Genomic DNA, 24,784 nt, shown 5'->3' with positions numbered 1-24,784 from the left:
GTGAAAAATGAAAGCAGTCAAAGGCTTGGGCATAGGTTTATCTGTACTCTTAATTGGAAGCGCTTCATTCATTCTTCCGAAAATGATTGCAGAAAGTGCAGATAAGAAAACATTAACCATTGCTCATATCCATAATGACTCTGCACCTGTTTATCAGAGTCTTGAGGAGTTTGCACAGGGTGTCGAAGAGAGAGCTGGAGATCGCCTGGATCTTGAGATCTTTCCAAATGGTGCGTTAGGTGATGAGCGTGTCATGCTTGAACTAGTTCAAACCGGTGTCATCGATATGGTTAAGGTCAATGCAGGAGCACTTGAAAGCTTTGATCCATCTTTTTCGGTGTTTAGCTTGCCGTATGTGTTTAGTGATGAAGATCATTTTGAGCGTGTCATGGATTCTGAAACCGTTGAAGATATGTACGTTAGTCTATCTGATATTGGTTTGAGAGGGTTAACCTACTTTGATGCAGGGGCAAGAAGCTTCTATACGGCAAATCATCCAATTGAAAAGCCTGAGGATTTGGCAGGACTAAAAATTCGAGTGATGACGAATAAAACGTCAATCGATACGATGAAATTACTCGGAGCCGCTCCAACTCCATTACCAGCATCAGAGGTGTATACAGGACTTCAGCAGGGTGTCATTGATGGAGCAGAAAGTAGCTCAATGGCTTTAGTTGATGCGAATCATGGAGAAGTGGCAAAGTTCTTTTCCTACGATGAGCATACACGAATTCCTGATTTCCTGATTATGAGTGAAGACACGTGGAACGGCTTAACAGATGAAGAGAAGAACATTGTAAAAGAAGAAGCTCGAGCTTCAACTGTTCAACATAACATTCGTTGGAAGGACATGGTGGAAGAAGGGGTGGTCCAAGCTGAAGAAGAAATGGGTGTCACATTTAATGAGGTCGACCAGGAGCCATTTAGAGAATTAGTAGAGCCTTTACTAGAAGAGAGTAGAGATAACCCACAGGTGGCAGAAATTTTGGATGCGTTTTCAAATCTAGAGTAGAAGGTGGGTCTAACGTGGAGAGAGCGAAGCAATGGATTGATCGAACGATTATAGGAATTGCAAGTGTGCTTGTTGTGTTTCTGGTAGCAGGAGCCATCTGGCAGGTGTTCACACGATTTGTATTACAAAATCCCAGCGTTTTTACAGAGGAAGTGTTGCGATTTTCACTTATATGGGTTGGGTTCTTAGGTGCAAGCTATGCGTTTGGCCATAAAGAACATCTTGCTTTAACCTTTTTAACGTCAAAGCTTAAGAAGGAAAAAAAGAATGTGTCAAACCTAGTTATTGATGGCTGTATCATTGCTTTTGTATTGGTCGTCTTTGTCATTGGAGGAATGAGACTTGTGCTCTCAACGCTAAATCAAATTTCCCCAGTACTAGGACTGCCAATGGGTATTGTGTATGGAGTGTTACCATTAGCGGGCGTGTTAATCATCTTCTATCAGATCATCAACATTAAGATAGATGCAGCAGAATTGGAAAGAGAAAAGAGGGAAGCCGCATGAGTAGTATCGTGTTGACTGGAATCGTTCTCTTTGCTGTGTTTTTTCTTTTGATTGTCATCGGTGTACCAATAAGTATAAGTATTGGAATTGCCTCTTTAGCTGCAGGGCTGGTTATTATGCCTTTTTGGGACGCTTTGATGGTTATCACACAGCAATTTGTCACCGGAATTGATAGCTTTGTTTTACTTGCATTAGTGTTCTTTACACTAGCTGGAAGTATCATGAACACAGGAGGAATAGCCCTTCGCCTGATCAATTTGGCCAAGCTTATTGGTGGCCGAATGTCAGGTTCACTAGCCCATACAAATGTAATAGGGAACACATTGTTTGGTTCGATTTCGGGTTCAGCCATTGCATCTGCAGCAACAATGGGTCGAATTATGGGACCAATGCAAAAGAAAGAAGGGTATGATCCTTCCTATTCGGCCGCTGTTAACATTGCATCTGCGCCTACCGGGTTAGTAATTCCACCAAGTGGAACGCCAATTTTGTATTCTCTATTAACAGGTGGGACATCAATAGGTGCTTTATTTATAGCCGGTTACTTACCAGGTTTTTTAATGGCGCTATTAGTTATGCTCGTGGCGTATATTATTGCAAAGCGGAAAAAGTATCATGTAGAAACGGCGGTACCTTTTTCAGAGGGAATGAAAATCGTTTTACAGGCGCTACCTTCTCTATTTTTAATCGTCATTGTTATAGGTGGAATTGCTGCAGGAATTTTCACAGCAACAGAAGGGGCCGCAGTAGCGGTTTTATATTCAATCTTTTTAAGTCTTTGTTACCGCAGTCTAAAATTTAAAGATATCCCTATTATCTTAAAGGATACCGTTATTTTTAGTGGGATCATTCTACTGCTGATAGGGGCATCAAGTGCGATGTCATGGGTTTTGTCTTATTCAAAAATCCCACAAGCGATTTCTACTGCCCTACTGGGTGTGACGGAAAATGGTATCCTGCTTCTGTTAATCATGCTTTTACTATTACTTGTGCTTGGAACCTTTATGGATATCGCTCCAGCACTTCTTATCTTCACACCTATTCTGTTCCCTGTTGCTACATCTATTGGTATACACCCTGTTCATTTTGGGATGATTATGTCACTTGGTTTGGCCATAGGAACCACAACTCCGCCAGTTGGCACAGTACTGTTTATTGGAAGTAAAGTTGGTGGGGTGAGCGTCGAGAAAGTAATTAAGCCGTTACTGATTTTCTATATTCCAATGGTAGTAGCCCTACTGGCAGTTGCCTTTATTCCAGAAATTAGTTTATGGTTACCTCGATTATTTGGGTTGATTGATTAAGAAAGTAAACGAAGGCAAATGATTCGAAACGGAATCATTTGCCTTTTACGTGAGGATTATTCTTGATTCATGTCCTTTAACCTTTCGGCCGCTTGGGACACGCCCCATGCATTCTGCTTCATTTCTTTAAATTGGTTAAGAAGAGCGGCAATTTTGTCTGTAATGGCGGCGTTCTGCTGTTTACTGAGGTTTGTTGATTCTTGAATTCTGGTGAAGGAAGATGCAGCCTGGATTGTTAAAGTAGCTGTTTGCTTAACCGCTGTATCAATGGTTTCAAGTCCTGAAGTCACTTGATTCACCTGCTCAGTAGTAGCTGTTACTAGTTCTTCAATTGTGGAAGTAGCTGACTTTGTTTCCTCTGATAACTTGCGAACCTCTGAGGCAACCACTGCAAATCCCTTACCAGCGTCACCTGCTCTAGCGGCTTCAATTGATGCATTTAAGGCAAGCAGGTTTGTCTGATCTGCAATACTTTGAACAAGTTCTACAATAGCCGTGATATCTTTTGTTGTGACTTGGAGCTGTTCTGCTTGACCATTTACTTGGCTAAGATGGCGTTGTAATAGTGACATCTGCTCTTCTTGAGTGTGCATATCGTTCCGTCCATTTATACAAAGCTCATCTGCAATCGATGCCCGCTCTGCACATTCTTTTGCCATTTGATCGATCGTGTGTGCAGATCCTTCTGTAGAATCGATTGATGTATTGGTTTGCTCTGATATGGCTGCGAGCTCATTTGCTGATTGATTCATTTGTTCAAGCATTTCCGTGCGTCGAATGAGCTCTTGTTCTTTTAGTCGTTGACTCTGCACTTCATAGGAATCTATAACTAGCTGTTGTTCAAAGCTTAATAATTTTGCCAAGGCAATTTGAGAATTAAACTTTTGCTGCAAAGGTAATGAGTCGGTGTTTGCTATAATCTGAAAAAGAACGGTTTGTAGGTTACAAAACGCAGCCAGATACCATTTGGATTCAAGCCCTATACGAACATGTGCAGTGGCAATACGTTTTCTCTTACTAACGAATTCGTCATCCAACACGCCAGAAAACATATCAAGTAGGTGCTTTTTTAACGTATTCTTTAATGTTTCAACTGTAGAATGTTGTTTAATAATAGAAAGCAGGTTCGGTTGTTTGATGATTGATTCGTAAAAAACATCGGTTACCTCGTCAATAGAGATACACACGACCTCTTTCAATCTCATTAGATGAACAAGATCATCTTTAGATAGTTGAATCATTTCCAGCTGATGTTTAATATCATTTGGTGGTTGAAAATGAACGGTTACATCAAGTTCTGATTGGTCAGATGGTTTTGATTTATTTATTCGTAGCTTCAATGCTTTTCCCCCTTATACATATATAGAGTATATCGGTATAAATTTGAGTTCATTTACAATTAAAAGGAAATGAACCTATGATAAACTGCATATTGACGGAACCAAGCTAACTTGCTATTCTAATTGAGAATGATTTTTATTACTGCTTAAAACGATTACATATAATGGGGGCAATGAAAGATGAATTGGAAAAAAGGTAAATGGGTTGCTGGAATGGTTGCTACATCCGTCGTTATGCTTGCTGCATGCGGCAATGGAGAGACCGATAATGAAACTACTGATACAAATAATGAAAGCGATGCAACAGAAACACGTTCTTTTGAACATACAAGAGGGACAGCCGATATTGAAGGAGTTCCCGAACGAGTTGTTGTACTTGAATGGGGTTATGTTGAAGACTTTTTAGCGCTTGGAATTGAACCTGTTGGTGTTGCTGATATCGAAGGAATGCAGCAATGGGTTGATATCGGTATGGAGATGCCAGAGGGAATAGAAGATATAGGGATGCGTAACACCCCTAACCTTGAAGTAATTACTGCACTTCAGCCTGATTTGATTGTAGGACTCGAGTCTAATGTAGAGACAAGCTATGATGAATTAAACGATATCGCCCCAACTCTTGTCTATGATCCATATCCAGAGGAAGGCGAAGGTACTCAATACGATCGCATGATTGAGACGTTTAATGAGATTGCGACGATCATGGACAAGGAAGAAGAAGCAAAAGAAGTGCTTGCTGGAATCGAAGATATGTATGAAGACTCTAAACAAAAAATTGAAGATGCAGGAAAAGGTGGCGAGGAGTTTGTTGTAGCTATGGCCTATAGTGATCAGAACGCTGTGACCTTCCGTCTTCATGATGATACGTCAATGGCTGCACCTATGATTGAAAAAATGGGAATGGTGAATGGATTCCAATCATCGCAGTTTGAACGATATGGCTTCACAACCGCAGACGTTGAAGCGCTCCCTGCCATTGAAGATGTAAACTTCTTTACGATTATTCAAGATAGCGACAATGTGATTGAAAATCAATTAAAAGACAATCCAATCTGGAACGGGTTAAACTTTGTTGAAGAAGATCGTATTTATCCATTAGGTGGCGATGCGTGGCCATATGGAGGACCTCTCTCTGCTCAGGTTTACGCAGAAAAGGTTGTAAACGCAATTACCAATGAGTAAGAACAAAAGAGAGTTTGAGGCTGCTAAACAGATGGGACTTGCAGCCTCGGATCTCCAAGGCAAAAAAAGCTTGAGACCGCTAATTTTATGTATTGGTGGTCTTGCTGCTTTAATTGTGACGCTTTTCTTTAGTTTGACACAGGGGAGAGCAGATGTGTCCGTGAGCGATGTAGTCGGAGCTCTGTTTAATCGTCAAGATATAACGGAGCACCATTTAGTGTGGTCCAATCGTTTTCCGAGAGCAGTCATGGGGATTATTGCAGGGTCTGCCCTCGCTGTTGCAGGCGCACTCATGCAGACGGTAACGCGAAATCCCCTTGCATCTGAAACAACACTTGGTGTAAATGCCGGAGCATACTTAGCAGTTGTAGCGGGAATGATCTTCTTTCCTACGCTTCAATCACAATTTGCTTTTCCTATTGCGGTTGCAGGTGGGGCGGGAGCAGCGGCTGCCGTTTTTGCGCTTGGTGGCGGAAGAAGAAGCACACCGATTCGTGTGGCTCTTTCAGGGATGATTGTAACACTTGTTCTTTCTTCCATAACAAGTGCTCTTATCATGCTAAACCAGCAAACCGTCCAAGGCATTTTTCTTTGGGGCTCTGGATCTCTTATCCAAAATGACTGGAGTGGAGCCAGCTTTTCGTGGCCATGGGTTGCCGGTGGGATTCTGCTTGTTTGTTTTGCAGCACGTCAGCTTGATATCTTAACGCTAACGGAAGAAACATCGAAGTCCCTTGGGCAAAATGTAGCACTGACTCGTTTTTTAGCAATGGGTATTGCGGTCGTGATTGCGTGTGTAAGTGTAAGCATTGTGGGACCTATTGGATTCATCGGCCTAGTCGCACCGCATCTTGTACGAATGATGGGTGTCTCAAAGCATATCTGGCTGTTGCCGATTAGTGCAATCTGGGGTTCTGTAGTTCTTCTTTTAGCAGATACGATTGCGAGGAGTTTTATTGATAGTTATGGAGAATTGCCGGCTGGCGCAATTACAGCAGCCATTGGAGCTCCGTGGCTTATCTGGCTTGCTCTGCGCATGTCGAAGCAAGTGAAGGGAAGCAAGGGCTTTAGCTCAAACATGTCCATGAGTGTAGGAGGCTCTAAGCGAATTGGTTCGTTCGGCTTGCTAGTATCGATATTCACTACTCTTATGCTAGTTGTATGGACGCTCAGCTTAACAAGTGGTAGTTTGTACATTCCTCTAACAGATGTATGGGCCGCCTTAATTGGACAAGGACAAGCGATTCACGAGAAAATCCTGTTTGATTTTCGATTACCACGTTTACTCATTGCGGGAATTTCCGGTATGGCGATCGCCGTAAGTGGAAGTCTCATTCAAAACACGATTCGCAATCCATTAGGTGATCCTCAAGTAATTGGGATTACAAGTGGAGCAGGGGTCGGTGCGTTGTTAGTTATTGTTGTGTTCCCGTCGCTCACTGGGATCTGGCTTCCGATCGGAGCGGTAATTGGGGGATCAGTTGCTGCGGCCATTGTCTACGCTGTTTCGTGGCGACGTGGGCTTGATCCAATGATTCTAACATTAGTTGGAATTGCCGTAGCAGCCGCAGGAGCCGCTTTTATTAATATCCTAATTGTCTATGCAAAGGTATCTGTAGCCCCTGCCCTCACCTGGATGGCAGGAAGTGCTTATGGACGTGGTTGGAGTGAGCTTCGTGTGCTAGTGCCAGCCGTGATTATTCTCTTTGTGTTAGCCTGGTGGCAAGGAAGAAAAGTAGACTTACTTTCTTTTAGCGAAGAAAGCTCAACTGGACTTGGATTAAAGGTAAAACAAACAAGGCTGTATGTGGCTATCATTGCTGTGCTACTCGCGTCAATCGCTGCAGCAAATGTTGGAGCAGTCGGATTCATTGGATTACTTGCTCCACATGCTGCAAGAATGCTAGTAGGACCTCATCACCGGCAGGCCGTTGTCATATCTGCGTTAATCGGTGGACTGTTACTTGCAGCAGCTGATTGGATTGGAGTGGTTGTACTTTCACCAAAGGAACTACCTGCAGGTGTTGTAACAGCACTGATAGGGGCACCTTATATCCTGTACCTCATGTACCGGTCAGCGAAGCCTAAGATTATTAAGTAAACATGTTTAACGAGGATGGGACATAACTCAAAATGAACGAGAAAATGGCGAATGATTCCACGAGTGAATCATTCGCCATTCGTACTTTTAGCAAAAATGAGCGAAAGGAGAACCCGACACTCCTACGGGATAGTACGTGGTGAAGACACTGTAGCGGCGCCTTTCCGCGAAAGGGGCTGAGGCCGTACCCGTGGAAAGGGAGGGATTCTCCTAGAGCGGATTTGTTGCTATGTTCGTGTTTTCATGAGTGGTTTACTATAATGTTCTATTCTCGTTTTTTGTTATGGATTGTTCATTGGTCTAATGTACCCTGTTCAAGTACACTGACATAAAGGAGGTTTTCCATTGATCACAGGCTATCACTTACTTGCATTAAGCATTACTTGTATCCTATTTATTTTTGTCTTTCTTTTCTACAAAAGAGGAAAAACAAAAAAAGCCATTATCCTACACCAATTTATGAGACTCTCTTTTTTAGGTGTACTTGCCACGGGTATCTTACTTGTTCCATTGATGCCATTTTCGTTAGCTCGAGGAGCAAAACTATTATTTGGGATTATAAGTCTTGGAATGAGTGAGATTTTCCTGATGCATCTAAATAAAGGCGATTTAACGAGATTTACAACGATATCTTTTATTATTTTTCTATCTGTTACGATCTTACTTGGACTATTTCTACCACTTGGAATTTATTTGCGTTTTTAATGTCATGGAGACGTATGTGCACATGTGGAACATTTGTTATATACTTTAACTAGATTGATCAATAGAGAGAAAGGAATGAAATGCATGAGTAACTGGGAAGATCGTCGATTACTCGTCAAAGCTGCGAATCTATATTATTTTGATGGCTGGACACAAGCGCAAATTGCGAAAAAGATGTCTGTATCAAGACCAGTCATCTCAAAAATGCTTAACCGTGCGAGAGAGCTAGGCATTGTTGAAATTTATATCAAGGATGAGAATGCCCATACCGCAACACTTGAGCACCAATTGGAAAAAAAGTTTAACTTAAAAGAAGCGATGGTTGTTCCGACAGCAGGCTTAACTCCCGAGATGATTCGGCGCTCAGTTGGTAAAGCAGCTGCTTATTATGTCAGTAAAAACCTAGAAGGTATTACGAGCATGGGCATATCGTGGGGGACCGCTTTATATAACCTCGTTAAAGAATATCCTTACGAAAACCGACCTGACCTCAACATCGTGCCACTAGTCGGAGGGATGGGTAGGAAACTAGTAGACATTCATTCAAATCTACTTGCCTATCAGCTTGCACAAAAGGTAAATGGAACCTGTTCATACTTGTATGCTCCAGCGATGGTTGAGAGTGAAGACCTCAAGCAACGCTTAATTGAAAGTGAGGATATTGCAAACGTTCTTGAAGAGGGCAGACAGGTGCAGATGGCCCTAGTTGGAATTGGAAACCCCCTCTTAAATTCAACAATGAGTACAATGGATTATCTAAAAGAAGAAGATTTAGTTTCCTTACGTAAATCTGGGGTTGTAGGAGATATCGGATCAAGGTTTTATGATGTCATTGGTGAGCAAATTAAACATCCGTTAAATGATCGAGTTATTGGATTAAATCTTAATGAATTAAAAAAGATTCCAGAGGTTGTTGGTGTTGCAGAAGGTGCGCATAAAGTGGAAAGTCTGCTTATCGCTTTAAAAACAGGCTACCTTAATGTATTAATACTTGATGACTCAACTGCACAATCATTATTAAATGAGCTTGTTTAAATCTATATTTTATAAAGCGCTTTCAAATTTAAAAGTAGAGTTCGACAAATTTTTTAGAAATCTACTTGACGAATGTTGAAAGCGCTTTTATAATACAAACATAAGTAACAGTAAAGAACAAATGTAAAAGAGGTGAGATGGTATGTGGGGTTGGCTCATTGGATTATTTGCTTTCACCTGGGTCTTACAACTCGTTTTAACACGAGTGCAAATGAAGAACTATCAGAAAACAGTAAAAGAAATGAGTAAACGTTCCTCAGGATTCTTAGGTGTAGGTATTCATAAGCAACGAATTGGGGTAGGTAGTATCGTCATTCTTGTAACCGACGAGAATGGAATGGTAATAGATGGGCAAAAGATGGCAGGTGTCACGGTCTTTTCTCGATTTGCTCCATTTCACACATTTAACGGACTTTTAGTTCAAGAAATAAAGGAAATGATCCATGAACATCCACTCCGCGTGGCCATTGAATCATCTCTAGAACAAATAAATACACAACGTAAGAAAACACTCGTGGGATAGGGGGAAGCGTAAATGGATTTTTTAGTACAGCTTGCTGAAGGATTTATTGGCATGTTTGAAGAGGGCGGTACCACCTTTATTGGGATGGTGACCGGAATTATTCCAACATTAATTTGTTTGATCACCGCTGTAAACGCTGTCATTAAAATGGTAGGAGAGGAACGGATTAACCGATTAGCTCAGAAGAGTACAAAAAATATAATCTTACGTTACTCACTCTTCCCGTTTTTAGCTGTTTTCTTCTTAACCAATCCGATGGCTTACACATTTGGACGATTTCTACCGGAGCATCAAAAACCGGCATTTTACGACTCAGCAGTATCCTTTGTTCACCCGATTACAGGATTGTTCCCACATGGTAACCCGGCAGAGCTTTTCGTGTATATGGGCATCGCTTCTGGGATTACAACACTTGGATTATCACTTGGACCGCTAGCTATTCGTTTCTTTATTGTAGGTCTAATTGTCATTCTCATTCGAGGAATCGTTACTGAAATTATCACAGGTCGCTTAATTAAAAAGAGAGAGCAAGAACTTGCCTCACAAGCTTAAGAGAATCGTAGGGGGTAATGAACATGGCAGACTACAAACAAGTAAAAGTTGAAAAAGGAAGCGGCGGTTGGGGCGGACCACTCATCATCCAACCAACAGAACAAAAGAAATATGTTGTGTCAGTAACAGGTGGGGGAATTGATCCACTTGCTCAACACATTGCAGACATGACAGGGGCAGAGGCAGTTGATGGATTCAAGTCCTCTGTAAATAAAGAAGAGATGGCGTGTGCGGTTATTGATTGTGGTGGCACGGCGCGTTGCGGAGTGTATCCGCAAATGGGAGTCCTAACGATCAACTTGAATCCGACATCTCCATCAGGTCCACTAATGAGATTTATTAAAGAAGATAATTTTGTATCGGGTGTAAAGGTTTCAAATGTAAAAGCAGAAGAAGGGGCAGCTCCAGAAACGGCTGCTGCAACTGAAAAAGAAGACTCCACTCGCTTGGATAAGAGTGAAGCAAACCGTATTAAGGAAGAAGCAAAAGCAAAGGCAGCAAAGCTTCAACAGCCTAAGAAGAAAGCCAATATCATTGAGGTTGTTGGTAGAGGAGCCGGTAAGGTTGTAGGTGTCTTTTATCAGGCTGGTCGTGAAACGATTGAACAAGTCATTAAAAACATTCTACCGTTTATGGCCTTTGTAAGTATGTTAATAGGGATTATCACATTCACAGGAATTGGTGACCTCATCGCAAACTTTGTATCACCACTTGCTGGGAACTTTGTTGGACTGTTAATTCTATCAATCTTGTGTTCGGTTCCATTATTGTCTCCGCTGCTTGGTCCGGGAGCCGTTATTGCGCAGGTAGTTGGAGTATTAATTGGGGTTGAGATTGGCCGGGGGAATATTCCACCACAACTTGCCTTACCAGCATTGTTTGCCATTAACCCACAAGCTGGGGCTGACTTTGTACCAGTGGGTTTAACACTTGGTGAAGCCCAACCAGAAACGATTGAGGTTGGTGTGCCAGCCGTACTTATGTCACGTATGATCACAGGTCCTTTAGCAGTTATCATCGCGTATCTATTTAGCTTTGGAATGTATTCTTAAAAAAATCATTAAAAAGGAGTGTGTAAGATGGAACAAACAAAAACAACCATCTACGAATCAACATTTATCGAACTAGGAGAACAGACAGAAATATTCCTAGAAGAAAATATGCTTGTCATTTTTAATGAAACGGTTCCAGCTGATCTGAAGAATATATCAGCTGTTCACAAACAAACAGAGTTCAAGCAAGAAGTAGCTATTGGGGACACGTTGCGCATACAAGAAAACGATTACAAGATTCTTTTTGTAGGAGAAAAAGCCAATGACACATTAAGAGATCTAGGTCATTGCACGATTGAGTTCAGTGGTCAGTCTGTCTCAGACCTACCAGGAACGATTTGCGTAGAGAAGAAACCTGTTCCAAAGCTTGAGGTTGGCGGGAAACTTGCATTCTATCGAGGTTAACTAAAAAATAGAAAAATAGGAGTGGTCACATGTTAGGAATTAATCGCAAGCTACAAGAGCTAGAACAACAAGGGAAAGTCATTAATGTAGGTTTAGTCGGAGCAGGACAAATGGGTAGAGGAATGGTTGCACAAATTGAAGGAATGAAGGGGATGCGCGTAGTCATTACGGCTGACATTCAAGTTGAGAATGCAGTGAACGCATACAAAAAAGCAGGAGTTGCAGCTGATCAAATTGTGGAAACAACGAATCTAGAAGAAGCAGAGTCCGCGGTGAGCTTAGGAAAAGTAGTAAGTACTTCATCTTCAAGTCTAGTTACTTCTCTACCATCTGTTGATGTCGTTGTGGATGCAACTGGTGTACCAGATATTGGATCAAGAATTGCTTGGGATACCATTATGAATAAAAAACATATCGTTATGCTAAATGTTGAAGCTGATGTAACGGTTGGACCACTTCTTAAGCAACTAGCTGATTCAAGCGGCGTCGTATACACAGGTTCTGCAGGAGACGAGCCAGGAGCAGTCATGGAGTTAAACGACTTAGCAGATGCAAGTGGATTTGAGGTCATTGCTCTTGGTAAAGGTAAGAATAACCCGCTTAACCTAGAAGCTAACCCAGACTCTGTTGCACAAGTGGCTGCTGAAAAAGGAGCAAGTCCTAAAATGATTGCTTCCTTCCAGGATGGATCTAAAACAATGGTTGAGATGACTGCGGTTGCAAACGCGACAGGATTCTTACCTGACAAACCAGGTATGAACGGATTAACAGGCGAAGTGAAAGACCTACCAGCTATGTTCCGCTCTGTCGCAGATGGTGGGCAGGTACAAAACAAGCAAATCGTCGAATTTGTAAACGGTGTCGCTCCTGGGGTATTTGCAATCATTGCATCCGATCAAGAGGAAGTAAACCATGAAATGAAATACTTGAGCATGGGGGATGGACCTTACTACGTACTGTATCGTCCATACCACTTAACAAGTCTTGAAACACCAATCTCTGTTGCACGCGCTTATTTCTACGGTGAAGCAACGATTGCTCCTTGGAAAGGACTTGTTGCTGAAACAGTAACGGTTGCCAAAAGAGATCTAGAAGCTGGAGAGCATCTGGATAGTATCGGTGGGTTTACAGTGTATGGCAGTATTTTAGAAGCAGAAGAAGCAAAAGAAAAAGAGTTGCTACCACTTGGTTTGGTTGATCGGAACGTACGTGTGAACCGTGCAATTAAAAAAGGAGAGTACATCTCTTACAGTGATGTGACTCAAACAAAAGAATCGTTCATCTGGCAGCTACGCAAGCTACAAGACGATACGCTTCAATAATATTGCCACAAACACCTAAAGAAAGGCGGTGTGTGTCATGAATTCAAGTCAAATGGAGGCGGACCTCTACTGCATTCATTGTAAAGAAGAGGTCCCACATGAGATTACGTATGTGAATAATCAACTAAAAAGCATTGAATGCTTAGAGTGCCGTCATGATCTAGAGATTAATCTCGATTTAAATAAAGAGTTTTACGAGGAAACGCAAAAACGAGTGGCGACAAAGCCAAAACGAATGACGCAGGAATATCGTGAAGACTTAAGTCGATTTCTCTTCTCGTTACCAGTGCGAGTTATCAGTAAGCCCTATCGTATGTTTAAAGATATCAAGCAATCTCGTGATGTGATCAAAGAGTTTGACCACGATAACGAAGACCGATAATGTTCTCTACTCCCTGTTCCCACCCTGTGGGAATTGGGAAGGAGCAATCGGACATTTTTTTTCGCTAATAATTACATTTGTTCGTAGTCTGAACAAATGATAAATAGGAGGCTATATTATGAACGAATTGAAGCAAGATACCGTTGATTCGAAAGAGAAACTAATCCCGCTTTACAAGCAGATGTGGTTAATTCGTTATTTTGAAGAGAAAGTAGATGAATTCTTTGCAAAAGGGATGATTCATGGGACGACTCACCTTGCTGTTGGACAGGAAGCAACGGCTGTTGGATCTTGTGCAGTACTTAATGAAGACGACATGATTACGAGTACACACCGTGGGCACGGTCATTGTATTGCAAAGGGCGCAGAAGTAAATCGTATGATGGCCGAATTATTCGGTCGTACAACCGGCTACTGCAAAGGAAAAGGTGGGTCCATGCACATTGCTGATGTCAGTAAAGGAAACCTTGGTGCCAATGGGATTGTTGGAGGCGGGTTTTCAATCGCAACAGGTGCGGCTCTTACCTCTAAGATGAAAAATCAAGGAAAGGTTGTGCTTTGTTACTTTGGGGATGGAGCATCGAATGAAGGAAGTTTTCATGAAGCAGTAAACCTGGCATCAATTTGGAAGCTACCTGTCATCTTCTTCTGTGAGAACAATCAATACGGCATGTCAGGCCCTGTAAAAGAGATGGTGAACATCGAAAACATCGCACAGCGTGCCGAGGCGTATGGAATTCCAGGTCATGTCGTAGAAGGCAATGATGTCTTTGACGTGATGAGCATCGTTCAAGAAGCTGTTGATTTTGCACGAAATGGCGGAGGTCCAACGATTATTGAAGCCAAAACATATCGCTGGAAAGGTCACTCTAAGAGTGATGCGAAAAAGTACCGCACAAGAGAAGAAGAAAAAGAGTGGAGAGAGAAGGACCCGATTGCTCGTTACAAGGAGCAGCTTATTGCCAAGGGGTTCTTCACAGAGGAAGAAGCAGAAGCACTTCGCAAAGAAGCGAAGCAGGAAATTGAGGATTCAGTTGAATTTGCCAAAAATAGTCCTGAGCCAGGTCTTGAGACGTTAATGGAGGATATCTATGCCTAAGGAGGGAGCAGCCGTGAGAGAGCTAACGTATTTAGAAGCAGTCAGAGAAGCAATGAGTCAGGAAATGCGTACAAACGAAGACGTATTTATTTTAGGTGAAGATATCGGAGTATATGGTGGAGCGTTTGGTGTAACGCGCGGAATGATTGAGGAATTTGGACCGGAGCGGATACGGAATACGCCGATTTCAGAGGCGGCTATTTCAGGTACGGCCATTGGAGCTGCGCTAACAGGTATGCGTCCCATCTTAGAGCTTCAATTCTCCGATTTTATTACGATTGCGATGGATAATATGGTCAACCAAGCTGCCAAGCTGAGATATATGTATGGTGGAGAAGGAAAGGTTCCGATGGTACTGCGTACACCTGCTGGATCCGGAACAGGAGCAGCAGCTCAGCATTCACAAAGCTTAGAAGCATGGATGACTCATATTCCAGGTTTAAAAGTAGTCCAGCCTTCAACTGCCTATGATGCCAAAGGACTTTTAAAAGCTGCAATGGATGATGATAATCCGGTCGTGTTCTATGAGCACAAGCTTTGCTACCGCACAAAAAGTGAGGTGCCAGAGGAAGCCTACTCGATTCCACTTGGAAAAGCAGACATCAAAAAAGAGGGTAAGGATGTCACGATTGTTGCAACAGCGATGATGGTACACAAATCGCTTGAAGCAGCAGAACAATTAGAGAGTGAGGGCATCAGTGTAGAAGTGGTTGATCCCCGAACTCTTGTACCTTTAGATGAAGAAACCATTGTTGAGTCTGTAAAAAAGACAGGCCGTCTCATTGTTGTTCATGAGGCAGTGAAACGTGGCGGATTTGGTGGAGAGATCGCAAGTATGATTGCAGAGAGTGAAGCGTTTGATTATTTAGATGCCCCCATCAAACGATTAGGCGGAAAAGCGGTTCCGATTCCGTATAATCCTGAGCTAGAAAAAGCAGCGGTTCCACAGGTTCAGGACATCGTGGAAGCTGTAAAAGATACGCTAAAAGGACTATAGGAAGGAGGACATAATGCATGCCTAAAGAAATTTTTATGCCGAAGCTAAGCAGTACGATGCAGGTAGGTACGCTACTGGAGTGGTTTAAAGAAGAAGGCGAGACGGTTGAAGTCGGAGAGCCTCTATTCGAGATTATGACTGATAAGATCAATATTGAAGTAGAGGCGTATGAAGAAGGGGTCTTGCTCAAGCGCTATGTTAGTGAAGACGAAGAAGTTCCTGTGAATTACGTCATTGGCTACATTGGAGAAGCAAACGAGGCCGTACCAGATTCGTCTCCAGGTGTCTCAGATGCAGACGCAGAGCCTGCCGATGAGGTAAAACCAGCTGGCCAAGAGGAGAATGCTGCACCGAAGAAGCAAGAAAGCGGAGAAAAGGTACGTGCCACCCCTGCTGCGAGAAAAGTAGCCAAGGATGAGGGTCTTTCGCTTCTAGAGATTGAAGGAAGTGGCCCAAGAGGTCGAGTTCAAAAGGCGGATGTAGAGGCTCGTGGTGAGCAAGGAGAGAAGGTTAAAGCCACTCCACTTGCCCGTAAGGTTGCAGCTGAAAAAGGACTGAACCTACAAGAGGTTACAGGCACCGGCTCAAACGGAAAAATCTACACAGCTGATCTTGATACAGTGGCCAGTGCAAATCACGAGGCATCAACAAGCGAGCCGAAACGCGTGAAGCTAAGTGGCACACGCAAGATGATCGCTAAGCGAATGGCAGAGAGTGCCTTTACTGCACCACATGTAACGCTGACAAGCGAAGTAGATATGACGGCGTCTATGGAGGTCCGTAAACAACTGCTTCCACTTATTGAACAACAAACTGGCAAGCGCCTTTCCTATACGGAGATCATCGCAAAAGCTGTTGCGCATTCATTGGTACGTCATCCAGAGATTAATGTCTCACTTGATGGAGATGATGTGGTTTATCATGAAGATGCTCATATCGGTATCGCTGTTTCGATCCCTGGAGGACTGGTCGTACCGGTCGTCAACCGTGCTAACCATAAGGGATTGGGCGCATTAACAGAGGAAGCGAAACATCTAGCTACCGCAGCCAGAGCTGGCAAACTAAGTCCAGATGCCATGCGTGGGGGTACATTTACCATTAGTAATCTTGGAATGTATGCAGTAGACGTCTTTACGCCAATCATTAACCAGCCGGAGTCAGCCATTCTTGGAGTAGGGAGAATACAGGAAAAAGCAGTAGGTATAAACGGTCAAATCGAGCTACGTCCAATGATGAGTCTTAGCCTTTCATTTGACCACCGTGTGATTGATGGTGCTCCAGCAGCGGCCTTTTTAACGGAGCTCAAGCAAGTACTTGAGAACCCATACCAACTGCTAACGTAAAGGAGAGAGAACTGTGTCGACATATGATATCGCCGTAATAGGTGGAGGTCCAGGTGGCTATGTGGCAGCAATCCGTGCAGCGAAGCTTGGAAAAAAAGTGGCGCTTGTAGAAAATGGGCACCTCGGAGGAACATGCTTAAACAGGGGCTGCATCCCTTCAAAGACCTTGTTGCGTCATGCCGAAATCATTGAACAAATTGAAAAGGCAAAGGACTGGGGCATTGAGGCCGGTCCGGTGACGTTGTCGCTAGAAAAGATGCTTAATCGAAAAGATCAAGTGATCAAGAAGCTACGCACAGGTATTGAATATTTAATGAAGCAAGGTAACATTGAGGTGTTTGCTGGACTTGGTGAGGTAGAGGCAGACGGTACAGTTCAAATTAGAGGTCAAGAGAAAGAGACATCAATCAAAGCGGACAAGATCATTGTTGCAACAGGATCTACACCGTTTGTACCTCCGCTTGCAGGTATTGAGTCTGCTCGGTTTTACACAAGTGATACGGTGTTTGATCTAGAGAAAATCCCTGATTCCATCGTTATCATTGGTGGAGGCATTATCGGCGTGGAGTTTGCCTGCATTTTTACAAGTCTTGGTGTAGACGTAACGATTGTGGAGATGGGTGATCGAATCATACCGAGTGAAGATCCTGACGCTTCAAAACATCTGGCAAAGACCCTAAAGAAAAAAGGCGTCCGTCTCTTAACGAATACAAAGGTAACAGAGCTAAAGCAAGCAGGTGATATTCAACAAGTAGTGGTTGAATCAGACAAAGGGAAAACAGAGGTGATCGGTACCGAAGACCTTTTAATCTGCGTCGGAAGAAAGCCAAACTTATCAGCTATTTCTAAATTGGCTCTTGAGATGAATGGCCCATTTGTTAAAGTGAATGATATGATGCAAACAAGTCAGCCGAACATCTATGCAGTGGGCGATCTCATTGGAGGCTGGCAGCTCGCGCACGCGGCCAGTGCAGAAGGACTTGTAGCTGCAGGAAATGCAGCAGGAGAAAGAGATTCAATCAAAGGGAAAATCATTCCTCGCTGTGTGTACACAAGTCCTGAAGTAGCAAGTGTTGGTATCTCAGAAGCGGAAGCCAAAGAACGCGGTCTCGATGTAAAAGTGGTCAAAACCGATTTGTCTGCAAACGGTAAAGCATTAGCTATGGGAGAAGCAGAAGGGTTTGTAAAGCTAATTGCTGACGTTAAACATGGTGAAATTTTAGGTGTAACCATGGTTGGTCCGCATGTAACAGAAATGATTGCAGAACCAACAGCCTTTATGCACTTGGAAGGAACCGTAGAAGAACTGGATTCAATGGTCCATGCACACCCAACCATCTCAGAAGCCCTTTACGAAGCCGCAGGATCCTGGCTTGGAAAAGGCGTGCATAGTTAAATGATTGAACAGCAAGTCCTTGGAGAGAGGGCTTGCTGTTTTTTTATTTTGGAGGGAGCGGGATTAATGCGATGGCGGGAGGATCCATGCGATAGGGTGCGGGATCGAAGCGATGGCGGGAGGATCCATGCGATAGGGTCATGGATTGAAGTGATGGAGAGAGGATCCATGCGATAGGGTCATGGATCGAAGCGATGGAGAGAGGATCCATGCAATAGGATTAAGAATCAAAGCGATGGAACATCAAATGGGAACAATCATGGCCTGAGCACTTCTCTCCTTATTCGTTATTTCCATCTTATAAATAGGAGTGATAAACGTGCTCTCAAAAAAACGATTTTCGAATGAGTAAAGGGAGACGAGGTCCTATATCTTTCTAAAAATCAGTTAGCAATCCCGCTGTCCTTGCGGTTATCGTAGTTCTAAATTCAATTTAGTAAAAAGATCTCACAGCTTTTCGTTTAAAAAACCTTGTTAGAAATGCTGACCAACCACCGTAATTATTAAGATATCTCCATTATGATGTCACAATAGATAGGGAGGAGTGGACTAGTTGGTACAAGGCAAAGTGTATTTTGTAGGAGCTGGACCCGGTGATCTTGAATTGATTACGGTTAAAGGTCTTCGCTTACTACAAAAAGCGGATGTGGTTATTTTTGATCGGCTGGTGAACCCATTTTTATTAACGGAAACAAGTCCCGAGGCAAAGCTTGTCTATTGTGGTAAGCAGCCGTGTAAACATACGCTCAGGCAGGAAGATATTCAAAAGGAACTTCTGATCCATGCAAAAAAAGGCTTAACGGTTGTGCGGCTTAAAGGTGGCGATCCTGCTGTTTTTGGTAGAGTTGGCGAAGAAGCTGAGCTTTGTGCACAACATCAGATTAAGTATGAAATCATTCCTGGCATTACGTCAGGGAGTGCAGCAAGTATGTATGCTGGGGTCCCAGTTACATATAGAAAGCTTTCAGGATCATATGCTACTGTCACAGGTCATACCTGTACGAAGGATGGTCAGCCAGCGGTGAACTGGAGCTCACTTGCAAGTGCCGTAGATACGATCATTTTTTACATGGGTATGAAGCACTTACCCACAATCTCTAAAGAGCTTATTCATCATGGCATGTCAAAAGATACACCCATTTTACTTGTACAATGGGGCACATATAGCAAACAACGTACGGTCTGCGGAACACTGGCAACCATTTTGGCAAAAGCGGAGCTCGCAAACATACAAAACCCTGCAATTATTCTTGTTGGTGAAGTCGTAAAGTTAAGAGCAAAGCTTAATTGGTTTGAACAAAAACCTTTAAGTGGAAGAGGCATGTTGATCCCAACAGCTACTGATTACAGCCAGGAAGGGTCTCAATTAAAAGAACGGGGAGCAGATGTTTATGCTTATCCATTTTTAAAACAGAAAACATACTCACACCGTGATCAGCTCGTATTAACGAGATTATTTGAAGATGAACATATTAATACAATCTGTTTTCTTACTCATCAAGAATGCCTAGAATTTTTTGAATATATCGATTTATCAGGAATCAATGTGGACTCACTAAAAACCTGCACATTTATATGTAGCGATCCTTCAACTAAATTACGTTTAAGGGAGGCTGGATTTGACGTATATCAAGTGGCAGCTATAAATGCTGAGCAAATAACGGAGGCATTGCTACCTGCTCAGGTACAAATGACAGAACCTTTACATGGATCACTGTAGACCTTAATCATACACATAAAAAGGAGAGAGACATCTTGAAGCAAAAGATTATTTTGATCGGTAATGGAATGGCTGGGATTAGAACGCTAGAGGAAATTATCAAAAAAGACCCACACAAATTTGAGATCACAGTCTTTGGTGAAGAACCTCATCCAAACTATAACCGCATCCTTCTTTCTTCTGTTTTACAGGGGGATGCGAGTATTGAAAGTATTGTGTTAAACAGCTACGAATGGTACGCGGAGCATCAAATTGAGTTATTCACAGGTGATCCGGTTGTAAAAGTAGATACCTCGGTCCAAACGGTTACAAGTCAAAACGGCATAAGCCGTTCGTACGATCATTTAATCTTTGCAACGGGTTCAAATCCTTTTATGCTCCCGCTTCCAGGTGCGGATAAGGAAGGCGTCATTGCATTTAGAAATATTCAAGACTGCGAGACGATGATTGATACAGCGAAGCATTATAAAAAAGCAGCGGTCATTGGTGGAGGATTGTTAGGTTTAGAGGCGGCGCGAGGGTTGTTGAATTTAAATATGGAAGTCGAAGTCATTCATATCGCTGATTACTTAATGGAACGACAGCTTGATGATCAAGCGGGTAAGATGCTGAAAGAGGAACTGGAAAAGCAAGGCATGACATTCCGTCTAAACGCTCATACGGAACGTTTAACCGGTAAAAAACGAGTGGATGGCGTACGGTTTAAAGACGGATCACAGCTTGATGCTGACTTAGTTGTGATGGCTGTTGGAATTAAGCCGAATGTTTCTTTAGCTAAAGATTCCGGTCTTGAGGTCAACCGTGCGATCGTTGTAAATGACTACATGCAGACATCAGTTGAAAATGTCTATGCAGTTGGTGAATGTGCAGAGCACGCCGGTGTTGTGTACGGACTTGTTGCTCCGCTCTATGAGCAAGGGAAGGCATTAGCTGAGCATGTATGTGCAGATCAACCTCTATCAAAGCCTGGCTACCAAGGCTCCATAGTTTATACACAGTTGAAGGTTTCCGGTGTGGATGTGTTTTCAGCAGGCAGATTCCAAGACGGGGAGCATACGAAATCAATTCGCGTCCATGATGAGTTCGAAGGAATTTTCAAAAAGGTTGTTGTTGAAAACAATAAAGTGATAGGGGCTGTCTTGTTTGGCGATACGTCTGATTCGCCGCGGCTTCTAACCATGATGCGCAACGAGCAAGACATCTCAAAAATGAGTAAGGTAGCCATTCTTCCTTCTGAAAATGAATCAGATGAACGTGAAAGTGTAGTGGTTGCGATGGCTGATAGCGAGACCATCTGCGGCTGTAACGGGGTAACAAAGGGTGACATTGTGAAAGCCATTAATGATCAGGGGTTAACGACAGTTGATCAAGTCAAAGCATGCACCAACGCATCACGCTCTTGTGGGGGATGTAAACCACTTGTTGCAGAGCTCCTCACTCATGCAACAGGAGAAGAAGCTTCAAATCAGAAGGAGCCCATTTGTGGTTGTACGGATCTTTCACACGAAGAAGTGACAGCTGAAATCAAAGACAAAGGCTTAAACTACGTCCGGGAGGTCATGAACGTACTTGGTTGGTCTACTGAGAATGGATGCTCCAAGTGCCGCCCTGCCCTAAACTACTATCTTGGTTTAAATCAGCCAATTGAATACAAAGATGACTCTACATCAAAGTTTGTAAATGAACGACTGCATGCAAACATCCAAAACGATGGAACATTCTCCGTGGTACCAAGAATGTATGGAGGCGTTACAAATCCGGATCAGCTCAGAAAAATCGCAGACGTTGCTGACAAATATAATGTGCCACTACTTAAGGTAACTGGCGGGCAACGAATCGACCTACTCGGAATTGCAAAAGAAGACCTTCCTAAGGTGTGGACTGATCTCGGTATGCGCTCAGGTTATGCATATGGAAAATCCATTCGAACAGTTAAAACATGTGTAGGAGAAAGCTTCTGCCGTTTTGGCACGCAGGATTCAATTGGACTCGGAGTCCGCATCGAGAAGAAGTACGAAGGATTAAGCACTCCACACAAAGTGAAAATGGCTGTATCTGCCTGCCCGCGTAACTGTGCTGAATCAGGCATCAAGGATGTTGGAATTGTTGGTGTAGAAGGAGCATGGGAGATCTATGTTGGAGGAAATGGCGGTGTTGACCTGCGTGGTGGTGACTTATTTGCCAAAGTAGCGACAGACCAGGAAGTCATCGACTTTATAAGCTCATTCCTTCAATTCTACCGTGAGGATGCAAGATATTTAGAGCGTACATCACATTGGGTAGAACGAGTGGGGCTGGATCATATCAAAAAGGTGCTTGCAGATGATGAAACACGCACGCAGCTTATTGAGCGAGTGGAGCTTGCCTTAACGGGTCAACAGGATCCGTGGAATGAAGTACTTGAAAGCAAGGATAAACAAGCAACGCTTTACGAGAAAAAAGAAGTGGAAGTCATTAACTAAGGAGGCGAACTCATGACTCAAGTACTGAATGAACCGATTTACGTTGCACAGCTGCATGAATTATCTGTTGGAATCGGTAAGAAGGTAACCATTGATTGTTTGGAGCTTGCGCTATTCCGTCAAGAAAATGATGATGTGCTTGCTGTGGAAAACCGTTGTCCACATAAAGGCGGCGTATTGTCTGATGGAATCGTCAGCGGAGAGTATGTGTTCTGTCCCATGCACGATTGGAAAATTGATCTGAGAAAAGGCGAAGCAGTTGCTCCTGACGTTGGCTGTGTAAAAACGTATAACGTATCGATCGTAGACGAAGCCGTTTATATTGTAGTGAAGGAATAGATACGTACAAAAAGTGCTTGGACAGAATGAAGAAATGAATGGGGGCTGAGACAAAACTATAAATCAACTAGAAAATGGCGAATGATTCTACGATCGAATCATTCGCCATTCGTGTGTTTTTCGGGTTTTAGTAAGACGAGCGGGTGTGAACCCGAGACTCCTGCGGAACAGAACGCGGTGAAGACACTTTAGCGGCGCTTTTTCCGCGAAAGCGGCTGAGGCCGTTCCCGCAGGTGCGAGGGATTCTCCTGTAGTGGATTAGTTGCTGTGTTAGTGTTTTGCTATCCACGTTAAAGTTATGTCACAGCCTCTTTGAGTTTTATCTGACTAACTCGGGATTCTCTATACTCGCGTTTTTTCTATTAGTTGATTGTTTTTTATCGCGCAGTCAATTCGTCTTCAATGACCCATTTGTGATTCATCACTTCATCATCACCGTTTGTAGGAACGAAGTCCACCATATAAACAGTTGTATCCTTCGCTGTTTCAATGGTTGCCTCGGCACCTTTCATTCCCTTCATATGATCGGCGTTTAAGATTACCTTTGAACCAGGTTCAAGTGGGGAGTCTCCCGCATCCTTCAATTCTTCATGGACAACCCACTTATGGTTCCAGACCGTTTCACCTTCAGTAGTCGGTTTATAAGAGACTGAGTAAGCAGTGGTTTGATAGGCACCAGAGATCACAGCTTCTGCCTGATCCATTGATTCCATATGATTTGTTTGGATAATTGCCTCACTTCCAGTTGGGAAGGTGGGGTTATTTTCCGTTTTCAGGTTCTCAGGTACAACGCCCGTGGAACTCGAATGATTCATATCTTCATGTGCTGTAGAGTTGTTTGAGTTTGCATGAGGATCAGCAATGGTTCCATCCTCGTTACAGGCTGTTAAAAGAAGCAGCCCTAGCATCACGACTATTTTCAATTGTTTTCTCAAAGATGTCACCTCGCTTGGTATGATTGTGTAACCATTCCGTACCCAAAAAGGGTCAGATGTAAAACCTCTTTACGCGTTAGGCTTTACCACTCAAGGATAAAATAATCATCCCTAAATAGGTTGTGGATATCTGTCTTAAAACAACCTTAATTCTGTGAACAACTTTTAAAAAACTTTGATAAAAAGAGCTTGATCAGCGGTGGATATGTGGATAAAGCTGAGGATAACTCGGTTTTATCCACAAAAAAACGACCTTATTCAGGTCGTTTAATAAAGCGATTACACAGGGAGCTCGTTTAAAGCGGCTTTAATGGCTGCTTCTGCGTGTAAGGTTGTGGAGTCGAAAACAGGCAGGATAGAGTCTTCTTGTTTAATGAGCAGAGGAATTTCAGTACATCCTAAGATGACTCCTTCGGCACCATTTGCTGCTAACTCGTTAATAAGCTGTTGATATCTTTGTTTGGAATCTTCTCGTATCTCTCCACGACATAGCTCACTAAAAATAATCGTGTGAGCTGTTTCGCGACCCACTTCACAAGGCACAATGCATTCAATCCCTTGCATAGCTAGTCGATCTTTGTAAAATGACTTCTCCATTGTAAAAGCAGTTCCGAGTAAACCGACCTTTTGGATGTTCGCTTTTTTTATGGAAGCCGCTACAGCATCTACTATGTGAATAAGTGGGATGGAAACCGCTTCTTGAACCGCATCTGCCATCAAATGCATAGTGTTTGTACAGATCACAATCGAATCGGCTCCAGCTCGCTCTAACGCTTGAGCAGCTTCAATCATTTTTTCAGTAGCCGTGTCCCAATGTCCAAGCTTCTGTAAATTAACGATTTCTTGAAAATCAAACGAGTGTAAAACAATTTTTGCGGAATGAAGTCCACCTAATTCTTCTTTTACATATTCATTAATGAATTTATAATAAATGGCCGTTGATTCCCAGCTAAGGCCGCCAATTAATCCAATTGTCTTCATATGTGACACCCTCCTGTTTCTCTGTATGAATATCGTAGCATGTTATACTGGACTGAATAAGATCCAGCTTTGAACGAATTTGAAGGTGCCA

At 42.9% G+C, this 24,784-nt stretch carries 23 protein-coding genes; 20 read left to right on the top strand and 3 right to left on the bottom strand.

From position 1 onward, the window contains the following. Positions 1 to 7 precede the first annotated feature (7 nt). The 3 genes from NSQ54_18430 to NSQ54_18420 are packed head-to-tail and all read left to right on the top strand — an operon-like array spanning position 8 to position 2,822. Complete coding sequence (locus NSQ54_18430; protein ID WYP26281.1) at positions 8 to 1,012, top strand: TRAP transporter substrate-binding protein; 1,005 nt, start codon at positions 8 to 10, stop codon at positions 1,010 to 1,012. A gap of 14 nt (positions 1,013 to 1,026) precedes the next feature. Next, on the top strand, positions 1,027 to 1,518 hold the full coding sequence (locus tag NSQ54_18425; protein ID WYP26280.1) for a TRAP transporter small permease: 492 nt from the start codon (positions 1,027 to 1,029) through the stop codon (positions 1,516 to 1,518). After that, positions 1,515 to 2,822, top strand: a complete 1,308-nt coding sequence (locus NSQ54_18420; GenBank protein WYP26279.1) for a TRAP transporter large permease — start codon at positions 1,515 to 1,517, stop codon at positions 2,820 to 2,822. The genes NSQ54_18425 and NSQ54_18420 overlap by 4 nt, the downstream gene beginning before the upstream one ends. 56 nt (positions 2,823 to 2,878) lie before the next feature. Here the strand turns inward: NSQ54_18420 and NSQ54_18415 are convergent, their stop codons facing one another. Beyond that, on the bottom strand, positions 2,879 to 4,162 hold the full coding sequence (locus NSQ54_18415; GenBank protein ID WYP26278.1) for a globin-coupled sensor protein: 1,284 nt from the start codon (positions 4,160 to 4,162) through the stop codon (positions 2,879 to 2,881). Between the two features lie 180 nt (positions 4,163 to 4,342). Between NSQ54_18415 and NSQ54_18410 the strand changes: the two genes are divergently transcribed. From NSQ54_18410 to nirD, 17 genes are all read left to right on the top strand, one after another. Further along, a complete protein-coding gene (locus NSQ54_18410; GenBank protein ID WYP26277.1) occupies positions 4,343 to 5,344 on the top strand; it encodes an iron-siderophore ABC transporter substrate-binding protein in 1,002 nt (333 codons plus the stop codon). After that, positions 5,337 to 7,445, top strand: coding sequence for a Fe(3+)-hydroxamate ABC transporter permease FhuB (fhuB, locus tag NSQ54_18405; protein ID WYP26276.1), 2,109 nt, complete (start codon positions 5,337 to 5,339; stop codon positions 7,443 to 7,445). Before NSQ54_18410 ends, fhuB begins: the two co-directional genes overlap by 8 nt. A 345-nt stretch (positions 7,446 to 7,790) precedes the next feature. Beyond that, entirely contained in the window at positions 7,791 to 8,150 is a 360-nt protein-coding gene (locus tag NSQ54_18400; GenBank protein WYP26275.1) for a DUF1516 family protein, read from the top strand. Between the two features lie 84 nt (positions 8,151 to 8,234). After that, entirely contained in the window at positions 8,235 to 9,185 is a 951-nt protein-coding gene (locus NSQ54_18395) for a sugar-binding transcriptional regulator (GenBank protein ID WYP26274.1), read from the top strand. A gap of 142 nt (positions 9,186 to 9,327) precedes the next feature. Beyond that, a complete protein-coding gene (locus tag NSQ54_18390; GenBank protein WYP26273.1) occupies positions 9,328 to 9,708 on the top strand; it encodes a transcriptional regulator GutM in 381 nt (126 codons plus the stop codon). Positions 9,709 to 9,720: 12 nt separating this feature from the next. Next, positions 9,721 to 10,260: a PTS glucitol/sorbitol transporter subunit IIC gene (locus NSQ54_18385; GenBank protein ID WYP26272.1), complete on the top strand. Its 540-nt coding sequence runs from the start codon at positions 9,721 to 9,723 to the stop codon at positions 10,258 to 10,260. Between the two features lie 23 nt (positions 10,261 to 10,283). Continuing rightward, the gene (locus NSQ54_18380; protein WYP26271.1) at positions 10,284 to 11,312 is read left to right on the top strand and encodes a PTS glucitol/sorbitol transporter subunit IIB; all 1,029 of its coding nucleotides are present in this window, start codon (positions 10,284 to 10,286) and stop codon (positions 11,310 to 11,312) included. Between the two features lie 27 nt (positions 11,313 to 11,339). Then, positions 11,340 to 11,717 carry a PTS glucitol/sorbitol transporter subunit IIA gene (locus NSQ54_18375; GenBank protein ID WYP26270.1) on the top strand — a complete coding sequence of 126 codons (378 nt, stop codon included), beginning with the start codon at positions 11,340 to 11,342 and terminating at the stop codon, positions 11,715 to 11,717. A 29-nt stretch (positions 11,718 to 11,746) separates the two neighbouring features. Beyond that, a complete protein-coding gene (locus tag NSQ54_18370) occupies positions 11,747 to 13,039 on the top strand; it encodes an NAD(P)-dependent oxidoreductase (protein ID WYP26269.1) in 1,293 nt (430 codons plus the stop codon). 37 nt (positions 13,040 to 13,076) lie between these two features. Next, complete coding sequence (locus tag NSQ54_18365; protein ID WYP26268.1) at positions 13,077 to 13,421, top strand: bh protein; 345 nt, start codon at positions 13,077 to 13,079, stop codon at positions 13,419 to 13,421. 118 nt (positions 13,422 to 13,539) lie between these two features. Then, positions 13,540 to 14,520: a thiamine pyrophosphate-dependent dehydrogenase E1 component subunit alpha gene (locus tag NSQ54_18360; protein ID WYP26267.1), complete on the top strand. Its 981-nt coding sequence runs from the start codon at positions 13,540 to 13,542 to the stop codon at positions 14,518 to 14,520. A gap of 13 nt (positions 14,521 to 14,533) precedes the next feature. After that, positions 14,534 to 15,517 (top strand): alpha-ketoacid dehydrogenase subunit beta, encoded by a 984-nt coding sequence (locus tag NSQ54_18355; protein WYP26266.1) that lies wholly within the window; start codon positions 14,534 to 14,536, stop codon positions 15,515 to 15,517. A gap of 17 nt (positions 15,518 to 15,534) precedes the next feature. Beyond that, positions 15,535 to 16,860: a dihydrolipoamide acetyltransferase family protein gene (locus NSQ54_18350; GenBank protein WYP26265.1), complete on the top strand. Its 1,326-nt coding sequence runs from the start codon at positions 15,535 to 15,537 to the stop codon at positions 16,858 to 16,860. Positions 16,861 to 16,873: 13 nt separating this feature from the next. Next, positions 16,874 to 18,256: a dihydrolipoyl dehydrogenase gene (lpdA, locus tag NSQ54_18345; GenBank protein WYP26264.1), complete on the top strand. Its 1,383-nt coding sequence runs from the start codon at positions 16,874 to 16,876 to the stop codon at positions 18,254 to 18,256. Positions 18,257 to 18,809: 553 nt separating this feature from the next. Continuing rightward, positions 18,810 to 19,976 carry a uroporphyrinogen-III C-methyltransferase gene (cobA, locus tag NSQ54_18340; GenBank protein WYP26263.1) on the top strand — a complete coding sequence of 389 codons (1,167 nt, stop codon included), beginning with the start codon at positions 18,810 to 18,812 and terminating at the stop codon, positions 19,974 to 19,976. 32 nt (positions 19,977 to 20,008) lie between these two features. Continuing rightward, positions 20,009 to 22,438, top strand: coding sequence for a nitrite reductase large subunit NirB (nirB, locus tag NSQ54_18335; GenBank protein WYP28589.1), 2,430 nt, complete (start codon positions 20,009 to 20,011; stop codon positions 22,436 to 22,438). Between the two features lie 12 nt (positions 22,439 to 22,450). After that, complete coding sequence (gene nirD, locus NSQ54_18330; protein ID WYP26262.1) at positions 22,451 to 22,777, top strand: nitrite reductase small subunit NirD; 327 nt, start codon at positions 22,451 to 22,453, stop codon at positions 22,775 to 22,777. A gap of 377 nt (positions 22,778 to 23,154) precedes the next feature. Here the strand turns inward: nirD and NSQ54_18325 are convergent, their stop codons facing one another. Further along, positions 23,155 to 23,721, bottom strand: coding sequence for a YdhK family protein (locus NSQ54_18325; GenBank protein WYP26261.1), 567 nt, complete (start codon positions 23,719 to 23,721; stop codon positions 23,155 to 23,157). A 270-nt stretch (positions 23,722 to 23,991) separates the two neighbouring features. Next, the gene (locus NSQ54_18320; protein WYP26260.1) at positions 23,992 to 24,693 is read right to left on the bottom strand and encodes an aspartate/glutamate racemase family protein; all 702 of its coding nucleotides are present in this window, start codon (positions 24,691 to 24,693) and stop codon (positions 23,992 to 23,994) included. Positions 24,694 to 24,784 lie beyond the last annotated feature (91 nt).

Source organism: Alkalihalobacillus sp. FSL W8-0930 (genome assembly GCA_037965595.1).
Lineage (GTDB): Bacteria > Bacillota > Bacilli > Bacillales > Bacillaceae_D > Alkalicoccobacillus.
The sequence above is the reverse complement of the archived record's forward strand: the minus strand, read 5'-3'. Positions and strand labels throughout refer to the sequence as shown.